14 protein-coding genes are annotated in these 12552 nt (G+C 69.2%); 3 read left to right on the plus strand and 11 right to left on the minus strand.

What is annotated here, in order from left to right:
- From Q4P07_RS12340 to rplS, 6 genes are all read right to left on the minus strand, one after another.
- A partial coding sequence (locus tag Q4P07_RS12340; RefSeq protein WP_303375218.1) for a YifB family Mg chelatase-like AAA ATPase occupies positions 1-1495 on the minus strand: 1495 nt, incomplete at its 3' end.
- Complete coding sequence (locus tag Q4P07_RS12345) at positions 1495-1860, minus strand: YraN family protein (protein ID WP_303375219.1); 366 nt, start codon at positions 1858-1860, stop codon at positions 1495-1497. The genes Q4P07_RS12340 and Q4P07_RS12345, both read right to left, overlap by 1 nt.
- Before the next feature lie 176 nt (positions 1861-2036).
- Positions 2037-2360 carry a DUF2469 domain-containing protein gene (locus tag Q4P07_RS12350; RefSeq protein WP_303375220.1) on the minus strand — a complete coding sequence of 108 codons (324 nt, stop codon included), beginning with the start codon at positions 2358-2360 and terminating at the stop codon, positions 2037-2039.
- Positions 2357-3085 (minus strand): ribonuclease HII, encoded by a 729-nt coding sequence (locus tag Q4P07_RS12355; protein ID WP_303375221.1) that lies wholly within the window; start codon positions 3083-3085, stop codon positions 2357-2359. The genes Q4P07_RS12350 and Q4P07_RS12355 overlap by 4 nt, the downstream gene beginning before the upstream one ends.
- On the minus strand, positions 3082-3855 hold the full coding sequence (gene lepB / locus Q4P07_RS12360; protein ID WP_303375222.1) for a signal peptidase I: 774 nt from the start codon (positions 3853-3855) through the stop codon (positions 3082-3084). The genes Q4P07_RS12355 and lepB overlap by 4 nt, the downstream gene beginning before the upstream one ends.
- Before the next feature lie 140 nt (positions 3856-3995).
- Positions 3996-4376 carry a 50S ribosomal protein L19 gene (rplS, locus tag Q4P07_RS12365; RefSeq protein ID WP_303375223.1) on the minus strand — a complete coding sequence of 127 codons (381 nt, stop codon included), beginning with the start codon at positions 4374-4376 and terminating at the stop codon, positions 3996-3998.
- A gap of 211 nt (positions 4377-4587) precedes the next feature.
- On the opposite strand from rplS, the gene serB reads away from it, so the two are divergent.
- Positions 4588-5499, plus strand: a complete 912-nt coding sequence (gene serB / locus Q4P07_RS12370) for a phosphoserine phosphatase SerB (RefSeq protein WP_303375224.1) — start codon at positions 4588-4590, stop codon at positions 5497-5499.
- On the opposite strand, the gene trmD is transcribed toward serB, so the two are convergent.
- The 5 genes from trmD to Q4P07_RS12395 all read right to left on the minus strand — a co-directional run bounded on the left by trmD (position 5475) and on the right by Q4P07_RS12395 (position 9420).
- Entirely contained in the window at positions 5475-6203 is a 729-nt protein-coding gene (gene trmD / locus Q4P07_RS12375) for a tRNA (guanosine(37)-N1)-methyltransferase TrmD (RefSeq protein WP_368660279.1), read from the minus strand. The genes serB and trmD overlap by 25 nt on opposite strands.
- Complete coding sequence (gene rimM / locus Q4P07_RS12380; RefSeq protein WP_303375225.1) at positions 6200-6742, minus strand: ribosome maturation factor RimM; 543 nt, start codon at positions 6740-6742, stop codon at positions 6200-6202. Before rimM ends, trmD begins: the two co-directional genes overlap by 4 nt.
- 162 nt (positions 6743-6904) lie before the next feature.
- On the minus strand, positions 6905-7147 hold the full coding sequence (locus tag Q4P07_RS12385; RefSeq protein WP_303375226.1) for an RNA-binding protein: 243 nt from the start codon (positions 7145-7147) through the stop codon (positions 6905-6907).
- 2 nt (positions 7148-7149) lie between these two features.
- On the minus strand, positions 7150-7731 hold the full coding sequence (gene rpsP, locus Q4P07_RS12390; RefSeq protein WP_303375227.1) for a 30S ribosomal protein S16: 582 nt from the start codon (positions 7729-7731) through the stop codon (positions 7150-7152).
- Between the two features lie 180 nt (positions 7732-7911).
- Positions 7912-9420 carry a helix-turn-helix domain-containing protein gene (locus tag Q4P07_RS12395; protein ID WP_303375228.1) on the minus strand — a complete coding sequence of 503 codons (1509 nt, stop codon included), beginning with the start codon at positions 9418-9420 and terminating at the stop codon, positions 7912-7914.
- Between the two features lie 159 nt (positions 9421-9579).
- Between Q4P07_RS12395 and aceA the strand changes: the two genes are divergently transcribed.
- Positions 9580-10896, plus strand: coding sequence for an isocitrate lyase (gene aceA, locus Q4P07_RS12400; protein ID WP_303375229.1), 1317 nt, complete (start codon positions 9580-9582; stop codon positions 10894-10896).
- A 38-nt stretch (positions 10897-10934) separates the two neighbouring features.
- A complete protein-coding gene (locus Q4P07_RS12405; protein ID WP_303375230.1) occupies positions 10935-12512 on the plus strand; it encodes a hypothetical protein in 1578 nt (525 codons plus the stop codon).
- Positions 12513-12552 lie beyond the last annotated feature (40 nt).

Genomic DNA, 12552 nt, shown 5'->3' on the forward strand with positions numbered 1-12552 from the left:
GAGCTTGCTGCACCTGCGCGTAGCCGGGCCGGTCCGCGCCGGCCAGGTCCGCGAGCGTCCAGGCCACGCGCAGGCACCTGTCCAGCCCTCGCAACGTCAGAGATCCGCTGTCGAGTCCTTGATCCAAGGGCCTGCGGTCCTTCGGTGACAACCGCCAAACACTTTGGCGAAGGACCGCGCCGGGGACCTCGGAGTTGAGGCTCCATGCCTGACCGGTCCACCGCTCCCGCTGCGCTGAACGCGCCTGCGACACGCGGTCGGCGACAGCCTCGCTCGACTCCCCGGGGCGCAGGGAGAGGTCGGCACGGGAGACAGCGCTCACCCCGACCTTGACGTCGATCCGGTCCAGGAGCGGCCCGGAGAGCCGGCTGAAGTAGGTCGCCCTGCGCATCGGAGCACAACTGCAGCCCCCTCGCGCACCGCCCCCGCACGGACAGGGGTTGGCGGCCAGCACCAGTTGGAACCTCGCCGGCAACCGGACGTGCCGGTCGGCGCGGGCGATCACGACCTCACCCGACTCCAGAGGCTGCCGCAGGCCGTCCAGGACATCCCTGCGAAACTCCGGCGCCTCGTCCATGAAGAGCACCCCTCGATGGGCTCTGGACACCGCGCCGGGGCGCACGCTCCCGGACCCGCCGCCGATCACGGCAGCCATCGAGGCACTGTGGTGCGGCGCCACGAAGGGTGCTCTGGTCAGCAACTCATCCCCGTGCGGGAGGGCACCGAGGACCGAGTGGACCGCGGTGACGGTGAGGGCGTCCTCCGCCGAGAGCGGCGGCAAGATCCCGGGCAACCGCTCGGCGAGCATCGTCTTGCCGGCCCCGGGCGGCCCGACCAGGAGCAGGTGGTGCCCGCCCGCGGCAGCCACTTCCAACGCAGACCGTGCCGCAGCCTGACCGACGACGTCGCACATGTCTTTGGTCGTTGCTGGCTCGGGCTCCCTCTCTCCGGGCAGCGCGAGTGGGTAGCTGCAACCTGCGGCCCGTGCGAGATAGAACTCCATGACCTCACGCAGCGTGCGCACCGCGTAGACCCGGACGTCGGTCACCAACGCGGCTTCCCGTGCATTGGCCGCGCACACCATCACCTCGCGGACCCCGTGCCTGACGGCGGCGATCACCATCGGGAGCACGCCGGCGACCGGCCGGATGGCCCCGTCCAGGCCGATCTCCCCGATGTGGGCCACCGTGGCGACCACGCGCGGCGACACATGGTCCTGGGCCGCCATCAGGGCCGTCGCGATGCCAAGGTCGAGGCCACCCCCCGTCTTGGGCAGGCCAGCTGGTGAGAGATTGATCGTCCACCGCTGGGGTGGCATCGACAACCCCAGGTTGGTGATCGCGGGTCGCACCCGATCCGGTGCCTGCCGGCAGGCGCCATCGGCCAGGCCGCTCATCACAAAGGTAGGCAGACCGTCGCTGCCCTGTGCCTCCACGGTCACGACGCGACCCTCGACCCCGGAGAGCGTCATCGCCCACGTCCTGGCGAAACCCATCAGGCCACCGCCTGCAGATGCTGGAGCGTGATCGGCGCGCCAGGTGGGCAAAGCACTCCGATGACGTCAATGCGAAAACTAGGGGGACGCTTCTCTCGGTCAGCCAGCCAGGCCCAGGCCAGCCTCCGGAGCCTGCGAGCCTTATCGGGACCGACTGCCTCCACCGGGAATCCGCAGCGGGTAGAGCGCCTCGTCTTCACCTCGCAGAAGACCAGCTCACCCTGCGGATCGATGGCGACCAGGTCGAGCTCCCCGATGTTGCACCGCCAGTTGCGCTCGACCACCGACCATCCAAGGTCCTCAAGGTGAGCGCAGGCGATCTCCTCGCCGACGTCCCCCAACTCCCGCGCCTGACTCCACGGCATACCCCCACCATTCATGTCCCCTCCTGATGGTCACGCTCCGCGTCGACCGCGGCTGTCCCCCACTCCACCGCGCCCGCGACTCGTCAGCAAGCGTCGTCAGTGGCCCTGTGGACCGGTGAAGCGTGCCGCCGGTGGATGTGGACAACAGCTCAGGAAGGGCACCCACCCTGCCTGGGTCAGCCGGCGAAAGGGCCGTCCTTGGGGAACTCCAGCTCGCTCTTGGCCAACTCTTCGACGTTGACGTCCTTGAACGTGATGACGCGGGCCTTCTTCACGAAACGCGCCGGCCGGTAGACGTCCCACACCCAGGCGTCGTTCATGGTGACCTCGAACCACGTGTCCCCGCCCCCGGATCGCACCTGGACGTCGACCTCATTGGCCAGGTAGAACCGCCGTTCGGTCTCGACGACATGGGAGAAGAGGCCGACCACGTCGCGGTACTCCCGGTAGAGGGCCAACTCCATGTCGGTCTCGTACTTCTCCAGGTCCTCAGCGCTCACGGCGCGCTCCCTTCCTCGGTGCCGCTGCCGGTCAGATGCCAGCTGCGGCGATGATGCTCGCTCGGGCCGAGCTCCCGGAGGGCATCCAGGTGCTCCGGCGCGGCATAGCCCTTGTTGTGCTCCCAACCGTATGTCGAGAACCCGGGCGCCAGATCCACCATCATTGCGTCCCGGGTCACCTTGGCCAGGACGGAGGCGGCCGCGACGGTGGAGCAGCGCAGGTCGGCCTTGATCATGGTGCGGACCGGAGGCCCGGCTGGCGCGTCGTCGATCATGGCGAGCAACCCGAGCCGGGCCGGGTCGGAGAGCCAGTCGTGGTTGCCGTCGAGCAGCACCAGGTCCGGGGTGTGCGCCAGCTGGGCGAGCGCACGCTCCCCGGCCAGCCGCAGCGCCGCGATGATCCCGATCGCGTCGATCTCGCCCGGACTCGCGTGCCCCACGCCGTGGCCGAGGCACCAACGCTGGATGCGCGGGACCAGCCGCTCGCGCGCCGCCGGCGCCAACAGCTTGGAGTCACGCACACCTGCAGGGGCGCTGCGGCACGCCTCGTCGATCGCGACGACGCCGACCGAGACGGGTCCAGCGAGCGCGCCCCGGCCGACCTCGTCCATGCCAACGAGCACGGCATACCCCTCTCGCTGCAGGGTGCGCTCGACGCGCAGGCTCGGCCGCTTGGGCCGCTGGCGAGAGCCAGCAGGACGACGGGCAGCGAGGCCTGCGGTCATGGCGTCACGGCTGCAGGGACCTGTGCGAAGGTGTCCGGCCCTTGGAACCAGGTCGCGTGGTCAAGGGGGAAGAGCAGGACGAAGGCCTGGCCGACGACGTGGTCACGCGGCACCGAGCCGGTGGCACCCGTCCCGTCGTCGTGGGCGCGGGAGTCGCGAGAGTTGGACCGATGATCGCCCATCACCCAGATGCTGTCCTCGGGCACGGTGACGTCAAACGCACTGGTGCTGGGCACGTCGCCAGGGTAGAGATAGCCACTTTCCTCCAGCGGTTGCTCGTTGACGCTCATCCGACCCTGGTCGTCGCAGCAGACGATGTGGTCGCCGCCGACCCCGATCACCCGTTTGATCAGGTGGTTGCCCTCGGAGACGGGGGCGACGCCGATGAACTGCAGGCCGCGGACCACGCCGTTGAGCACCAGTCCCCGGTCTGGCGGGCTCATCGGCGGGAGCCAGCCCCCCGGGTCCTCGAAGACCGCGATATCACCGCGGTCGACCTCCATCGGCCCGGCCTGGATCTTGCTCACCATCACCCGGTCGCCGTAGACGAGGGTGTCCTCCATGCTTCCGGAGGGGATCCAGAAGGCCTGGGCGAGGAAGGTCTTGATGACGAAGGAGATGATCAGCGCCGTCACCGCGATCGTCGCGATCTCCCTGACGCCGCCCCAGAACCCGCGTCTCGGCTCCTGCTCTTGCTTGGGGGAAGCAGCGTCGTGGGTATGGCGCGGCAACTCGTCGCCGAGCACCTCATCCCGGTGCGGATCGCTCACCCTGATGCCGTCCTTCGTCTGTCGATCGCGTCTCGGAGGTAGTCGCTGAACCTGCTGACCTTAACCCCGCCGGCTGGGATGCAGCACGATCCCCCGCCGGTCAGTGCCCGGGCGGGGGATCGCGTCAGAAAAGGGGTGGCTCAGGCCTGCTTGGCCGGCACCTTGGCGACCGGTGCGGCGTCGCGGCGCTCGCGGATCTTGGCCGCCTTGCCGCGCAGGTCGCGCAGGTAGTAGAGCTTGGCGCGGCGGACGTCACCACGGGTGACGATCTCCACGCTCTCCACGTTGGGAGAGTGCAACGGGAAGGTGCGCTCGACGCCGACGCCGAAGGAGACCTTGCGGACCGTGTAGGTCTCGCCGAGGCCACCGCCGTGGCGGCGGATGACGATGCCCTTGAAGATCTGGACACGCGAGCGGCTGCCCTCGATGACCTTCACGTGGACGTTGACGGTGTCGCCGGCGCGGAAGGCCGGGATGTCGTCGCGCAGACTGGCTGCGTCGACGTGGTCGAGCTTGTGCATGGGCTTCTCCTGCCGACGATGCCACAGGACATCCACGGCGATATGGTGCCGGTGAAGGCACTGTCTCGGGTATGTCGTCGCTCGGCTCTGTGCCGCTCACGCAACTCCCCCTGTGGCAGGGGCGTGAGCACAATGGTGCAGGGACGATGACGCTCTGGTGATTCTGCCAGATGGGCCCAGTCGGACCAAACCGAGACCTACCATCGTGGTCGTGCACATCCTCACCCTGATCGCCGCACCAGAGCGGGCCGACCTGAGCGACGCAGCGCTGGCGGAAGTCGCCCGGTCCTGGCCGCTGGGGCGCGCGCGCTGGCTGGCAGTCGGCGAGGCGGTGGAGGCGAGCCTGCCCTCGCTGCCGGCAGCCGATGATCGATGGCAGCTGTGGGAGCGCTGGCAGGAGCGCGGGATCGACCTCGTCGTCCTGCCCGCGCCCGCGCGTCGCAAGCGGGTGCTGCTTGCCGACATGGACTCGACGATGATCGAGCAGGAGTGCATCGACGAGCTGGCCGTAGCGGCCGGGGTCGGTGACCTGGTGGCAGGGATCACCGCTCGCGCGATGAGCGGGGAGCTCGACTTCGCCGAGGCGTTGCGAGCACGGGTGGCGCTGTTGGTGGGGCTGCCGCTGGACGTGGTGGTCTCGGTCCTGAAGGAGCGGATCACCCCCAGCAGCGGCGGCGCGGCACTGGTGGCGACGATGAAGGCGCACGGCGCCCATGCCGCGCTGGTCTCGGGGGGCTTCACACCGTTCAGTGCGCCGGTGGCCCAGCTGCTCGGCTTCGACGAGCACCGAGCCAACACCCTCGTCGTGCAGGAGGCTCGACTCACCGGCGAGGTCGCCGAACCCGTGCTTGGCGCTGGCGCCAAGGCGGCGGCACTGCGCGAGATCACCGCTGGGCTCGGGCTGAGTCCTGCGGAGGCCATCGCGGTCGGGGACGGCGCCAACGACCTCCCGATGCTGCAGCTCGCGGGCATCGGCGTCGCCCTACACGCCAAGCCGGAGGTCGCCGCACAGTGCGAGGTCCGCATCAACCACGGCGACCTCACTTCGCTGCTCTATCTGCAGGGGTATGCAGCACAGGAGTTCGTGCGCCCCTCGCCTCAGTCCTTTGAGGTGCCCTCGTAGGCCTGCATGAGGTCGGGCCGACGCGCCGCCGTGCGTTCGATCCGCTGCGCGTGGCGCCAGGAAGCGATCTGTCCGTGATGTCCTGAGAGCAGCACTGGCGGCACCTCGCGGTCCCGCCAGCGTGGTGGCTTGGTGTAGACGGGATACTCGAGCAGGCCGCCGGTGTGCGACTCCTCCTCCAGGCTCGCCTCGTTGCCCAGGACCCCCGGGACGAGGCGTGCGATGGCTTCGGTCATGGCCAGCACCGCGACTTCTCCGCCGTTGAGGACGTAGTCACCCAGGGATAGCACCGAGAGTGGGTAGCGCTCGCGGTATTCGTCATAGACCCTCTCGTCGATGCCTTCGTAGCGGCCGCACGCAAAGACCAGCCAGCCGGCGTCCGTGGCCAACTCGGTGGCTACCTCCTGGGTGAAGGGGTCCCCGCCCGGGCCGGGCACGATCAGGTGCGGCGTCTGGCCAGGGCGCGAGCCGCAGATCGCGTCCAGCGCCTCCCCCCACGGGTCGGGACGCATGACCATGCCCGCTCCCCCGCCGTAGGGACTGTCGTCCACGGTGCGGTGCCGGTCATGGGTCCAGTCGCGCAGGTCGTGCACCTGGACCTCGAGCAGACCTTCACGCTGCGCCTTGCCGAGGAGAGAGAGCCCTAGCGGCGCGAGATAGTCCGGGAAGATCGTGATGACGTCGATCCGCAGCGGGGCGCTCATCCCTCGCCCAGCTCCAGCAGCCCAGGAGGCGGATCGATCACGATGCGTCGCGCTTCCTCGTCGACCTCGGGCACCATCTCCTCCACAAAGGGCACCAGGACATCGCCGGAGGGGGTCCGCACCTCGAGCAGGTCCTGGACCGGCCGCAGGTGAAGCGCGCAGACCGTGCCGACCGCGGCACCGTCGGGCAGCACGACGTCGAACCCCAGCAGATCTTCCTCACGCCACCCGTCGTCCTCGTCGCGGCCGTCGTCACCCTCGATGAGCAGCCGGGTGTCGCGCAGCGCCTCGGCAGCGTTGCGGTCGGCGTGTCCCTCGAAGCCGAGCAGATAGGTCCCCTGGTGGACGCGCACGGTGCGCAGGAGCAGCGGGCCGCGCTCGACCGGCTCCGTCTCGAACCTGGCGCCCGGCACGAAGCGACCCTCTGGGTTGTCGGTATGCAGTTGCACGGTCACCTCGCCGCGCAGCCCGTGAGGCTTGCCGATGCGAGCGGCGACGACGGTGCGGTCCGAGGCGTCAGCGCTTCCGGTGTCACTCATCGCATCTCCTGGGTAGGTGGTCGGTGTGCTGGTCCCGGACACACGGGTGGGTCTGGTCCGTGCTGACGGCAAGTATGACGAGAGGCACGGTGCCTCATGCGCAGCACGGCCCGCCCTGCGCGTGGTGCGTAGAGCGGGCCGTGCTTGCGTTGATGCCTAAGCTCAGCGCTGCCGGTCGGTGTCCACGATGTCGACGCGGACCTTGCCGCTGCCGGACAGCGCACCGACGACGGTGCGGAGCGCACTGGCGGTCCGCCCGCGGCGGCCGATCACCCGACCGAGGTCGTCCGGATGGACGCGGACCTCGAGGATGTCGCCCTGGCGGGCGTTCTTGGTGCGCACGACGACGTCGCCGTCATGATCGACGATGCCCTTGACCAGGTGCTCCAGGGCTTCTTCGAGCATGATCAGCCCTCATCCTTGGTGGATGCGTCAGCGGCGTCGGAGTCGGCGACGCCGGCCTCGGAGACGCTGCTCGCGGCCTGGTCGGCAGTCTCAGCGGCAGCGGAGCTGTCGGTGTCGGCAGCCGGGGCGGTCTCCTCGGCCTTGGGCTCCTCAGCCTTGGGCTCCTCAGCCTTGGGAGCGTCGGCGTCCTTGTCCTTCTTGGCCGACTTGCGGCGGACGTCGGGCGCGGACCCCTCTTCCTTGTCGGCGGCGGCGAGCGCGGCCTCGTAGAGGGCACGTTTGTCGGCCTTGGGCTCCTTGACCTTCAGGGTGCCCTCGGCGCCCGGCTCGCCCTTGTGCTTCTGCCAGTCACCGGTGATCTTCAGCAGCGCGGCGACCTGCTCGGTCGGCTGTGCACCGACGCCCAGCCAGTACTGCGCACGCTCAGAGTTGATGTCGATGAGCGACGGCTCTTCGGTGGGGTGGTACTTGCCGATCTCCTCGATCGCCCGGCCGTCGCGCTTCTGGCGCGAATCCATGACGACGACGCGGTAGTACGGTGCATGGATCTTGCCCATGCGCTTCAGACGAATCTTGACAGCCACGTGTGCGGTGTCTCCTCATTCTTGGTCAGGTTGAGCATCCGCGGCCACATGGGGAAACACGCGTGGGGCGGGCACTCGAGATGGACACATCGAGATCCGGTGAGAGGGTCCGGAAAGATGAGTACCGGCCCATTGTGCCAGATCCGGCGCTGACTCCCAACACGCGCCATACCCCGGTGGTCAGGAGTCGAGGGACTGCGCGTGCCTGGAGACGAACTGCAGCACCTCGGTGTCGTCCACGCCGGGAAAGACACCTGGCGGCATGACCGCGAGGAGGTGCGAGTGCGCCCGGGCGCTCGGCCAGACTCTGCCCTCCCACTCGTGCGCCAGCTCAGCGGGCGGCCGCGTGCAGCAGCGCGGGTCGGGGCAGCGCGAGACCCGTCGCGCAGTGGTGTCGCGACCCCTCATCCAGCGGACCTGGTCGAAAGGCACCCCCACGCTCACCGAAAAGAGCCCATTGGGGGTCTGCTCGGCCACCGCAGTGCACCAGAAGGTGCCTCGTCCGGTATCTGTGTACTGCGCGTAGACCTCGCCTAGTGGCTGCTCGAACACCACCCGAGCCGTCCAGGCACGGCATACCCGCGCGCCCTCGATCGCCCCTGTGGGGTCCATCGGGAAACGCACGCCGTCGTTCTCGTAGCCCTTGTAGATGACACCGTCCGCGCTGGTCCGCATGAAGTGGACCGACAGTCCGAGGTGGTGGGTAGCCAGGTTGCAGAAGCGGTGCGCGGCGGTCTCGTAGGACACCGAATAGGCGTCACGAAGATCTTCCAAGGCGATGTCACGGGCCTCCTTGGCGCGGCGCAGGAAGGGCACGGCGCTGGACTCGGGCAACAGCACGGCCGCGGCGAAGTAGTTGATCTCGACGCGTTGGGCAAGGAACTCGGCGTAGTCCCGAGGGGTCTCGTGCTGGAGCACGACGTGCCCGAGCGCCTGGAGCGCGGTCGAACGCGGGTCGTGGTCGCCACGCATCGGGACATAGATGCGGCGGTGCTCTAGGTCGGTCACCGTGCGCGTGGAGGCCGGCAGGTCAGACACCGGCACGATCGAGAATCCGACGTGCCGCGCGATCCGATTGACCTCTTCGCGCGTGACGGGGCCCTGGGTGTGGTCGACCACCCTGACCAGCTCCGCTGCGCGTTCCTCGATCTGCGGGAAGTAGTTGTCGGCCGTGCGCATCAGACCTCGCAGTTCGGCGTTGGCGAGTCGGGCAAACTCGGGGGTCGCGGCGCGGTGCTGCTGCAGTCCGACGACCGTCTCATACAGGCCCACGAGGGCCTCCAACGCGTCGTCCGGCAGGCTGGGACCGACACGCACGGGGGGTATGCCGAGGCTCTCGAAGCCACCGGCCCGCTGGGCCCGTTCCCACCTCACCTCCAGCGCCAGGCGACGGTTGGGTGCGCCACCGCCCACGATCGCGGCGACCTCGATGCCGAGCGCCTGCGCCAGCGGGGCGAGCAGGGAGACTCTGGCCTCGCGCCGGCCGTTCTCGATGAGGGAAAGGGCCGAGGGTGAGAGCCCGACCTTCGCGCCCAACCCGGCCAGGGTCAGGCCAGCCTCGCGCCGGTGATGTCGGAGACGGCGACCGAGGGCGACCGGATCGAGAGTGCCCAGATCACCGGGGGCCTGCGTGCCGTCGAGGCGGTCGGCGGGGCGGAACGGCAACACGCGGCCTTGGGCAGACGTCATGACTGCACACTATCTAAAGATTCCGTATTCTTCACAGCGCATCCCCGCTCCGAACCACCATTTGGGCAGCAAGATCGTCAATAAGCGGCCAACCGTCGGCGGCAACCATGCTCCGCCACTCCATACCGAGGGCGACGCACCTGCGAAAGGGATCCCGAGATGACCACCACGCTCGAGCACTACACCACTACCCCGCCCCTCACTCCCGCCGAGCTCGCCCTCGAGCTGGAGCGGGAGTGGGCGACCAACCCGCGGTGGAAGGACGTCTCGCGCCGCTTCACCGCGCAGGACGTCATCCGGTTGCGCGGCTCCGTCGTGGAGGAGCACACCCTGGCCCGCCGTGGCGCGGAGCGGTTGTGGGAAGCCCTGCACACCAAGACCTTCACCCGGGCGTTGGGAGCACTCACGGGCAACCAGGCCGTCCAGATGGTCAAGGGCGGGCTGGAAGCTATCTACCTGTCCGGCTGGCAGGTCGCCGCGGACGGCAATCTCGCCGGCGAGACCTACCCAGACCAAAGTCTCTACCCCGCCAACTCCGTCCCCGCCGTCGTGCGCCGGATCAACAACGCGCTCAAGCGGGCCGACCAGGTGGCCTGGCTGAACGGCGACACGGACGTCGACTACTTTGCGCCGATCGTCGCGGATGCCGAGGCCGGTTTCGGTGGACCGCTGAACGCCTTCGAGCTGATGAAGTCGATGATCGCGGCCGGCGCCGCGGGCGTGCATTGGGAGGACCAGCTGGCTTCGGAGAAGAAGTGCGGTCACCTCGGCGGCAAGGTCTTGGTCCCCACCGGTCAGCACGTGCGCACCCTCAACGCGGCTCGGCTCGCGGCCGACGTGCTCAACGTCCCGTCCCTCGTCATCGCGCGCACCGACGCCCTGGCGGCGGATCTGCTGACCAGCGACGTGGACGAGATCGACCAGCCCTTCATCACCGGCGAGCGCACCTCGGAGGGCTTCTTCCGGGTCCGCAACGGTCTGGAGCCGGTGCTGGCGCGGGCCAAGGCCTACGCGCCCTACGCCGACCTGATCTGGGTCGAGACCGGCACGCCGGATCTGGGTCTGGCGCGCGAGTTCGCCCAGGAGCTGCACAAGGACTTCCCGGACCAGCTCCTCGCCTACAACTGCTCCCCCTCCTTTAACTGGAAGGCAGCGCTGTCTGAGAGCGAGATCGCCACCTTCCAGGACGAGCTGGGCTCGATGGGCTACGCCTTCCAGTTCATCACCCTGGCCGGCTTCCACGCGCTGAACCACTCGATGTTCCACCTGGCGCAGGGTTACGCCCGCAACGGGATGGCCTCCTACGTGGAGCTACAGGAGGCGGAGTTCGCCGATGCCGAGCGTGGCTACACCGCGGTCCGGCACCAGGCCGAGGTCGGCACGGGGTACTTTGACGCTGTCAGCACCACCGTGAACCCGCACTCTTCCACGACCGCGCTGACCGGCTCCACGGAGTCCGAGCAGTTCCACCACTGACCGACGCCACCACCTCCTTCACCACCCAGGAGCGCCTCATGCACAGCTATCTCAGCGACCTGCTCGACGAGAGCCAACTTGAGGCGCTCCGCGGCGTGGAGAGAGCAACTCGGGACCGGCGGGCGCAGCTGCTGGCGCAGCGCCGCCAGACCGCCCGTGCCCTGCATGGCGGCCAGGAGCTCGCCCTGCTGGAAGAGACCCGTGAGATCCGCGAGGACACGACCTGGCAGGTCGATCCCCCACCGGCCGACCTGACCTACCGTCTCGTGGAGCTGGCCACCCCCGCCACCCCCGAGGCGAGCAAGGCCGCACTGGCGTCCGGGACAGATGTCTGGGTGGCGGACCTGGAGGACATGCTGGTCCCGACGCCAGGGCGGCTGCTAGCGGCACACCGCGTCATCTCCGACGTCGCGGCCACCCGGACCGGCGACCCCGCACCAGGGGTGCCGACTCTCATGGTGCGGCCGCGCGGCCTGCACCTGGACGAGGCGCACCTGCTGGTTGACGGCCAGCGGATCAGTGCGCCGGTCGCTGACGCGGTCACCTTCATCGCGCGGTGCGGCGCGGTGCTGGTCGCCAACGGCACCGGCCCCTACCTCTACCTGCCCAAGGTCGAGACATGGCAGGAGGCCCTCTGGTGGGAGGACCTGATCACCCGCACGGAGGAAGCCTTCGACCTCCCCGCAGGTTGCACTCGGGTCAGCGTGCTCGTCGAGACGGTCCACGCGGCCTACCAGCTGGAAGAGATCCTGCACGCCCTGCGGCATCGCGTCACCGGTCTGACCGCGGGCCGCTGGGACTACGTGTTCTCCTACCTGCGGACCTACGGCGAGCGCCAGGACCACAACCTGCCGGACCGCGAGGCCTTTACGATGAACACCCGGTTCCTCAGGACCTACACCGACGTGATCCTGGGGACCTGCCACCGCCGGGGAGTGCAGGCCCTCGGTGGGCCAGTCGCGTTGGCGCCGAGCGGCCCGTTCGACGAGTCGGTCGCGATGACGCACGCCCGGGTGCACCGGGACAAGGCGCGCGAGGCCAAGCAGGGCTTCGACGGAGCGTGGGCGCTGCACCCCGCGCTCGTCCCGATCTGCCGTGCGCCGTTTGAAGGTCGCGACGAGCTCCTGGGCATGGGCGCCGAGCAGCGACGCCAACGGCGTGAAGGGGAGGTGCCGGAGGTCCACATCGACCCCGACGCGCTGCGCGACGTCAGCTCGCTGCCCGGCAGCGCCACCCTCACCGGGATGCGGACGGCGCTACGGTCGGCGTTGACCTACCTGACCGGATGGCTCACCGGTGAGGGCACGGTGACGATCGCGGGGGTGGTCGAGGACTTCGGCACCGTCGAGCTTGCCCGGATGCAGCTGTGGCAGTGGATGATCCACGAGCAGCGCTTCGCCGAGGGCCCGACGATGTCGCCACGGTTGTTCGAGCGTGTGCTCGAGGACGAGATCGCGCTGCTGCGCCGCCACGGCGCGCGCGAGGATCTGCTGCAGCACGCCGTCACGCTCCTGCGCGACTCAGTCCTCGTCGAGGACCCGCCCGCGTTCCTGTCCATCCGCGCGTATGACGTGCTCCTGGACCTGCGCCATCCCCGCGCCAACGGCGCCGCCTAACCGCTCCACCGGGCGGTCGCTCCTGCTCCACCGGGCGGTC

The organism is Ornithinimicrobium sp., assembly GCF_030537745.1.
Classification (GTDB): domain Bacteria; phylum Actinomycetota; class Actinomycetes; order Actinomycetales; family Dermatophilaceae; genus Ornithinicoccus.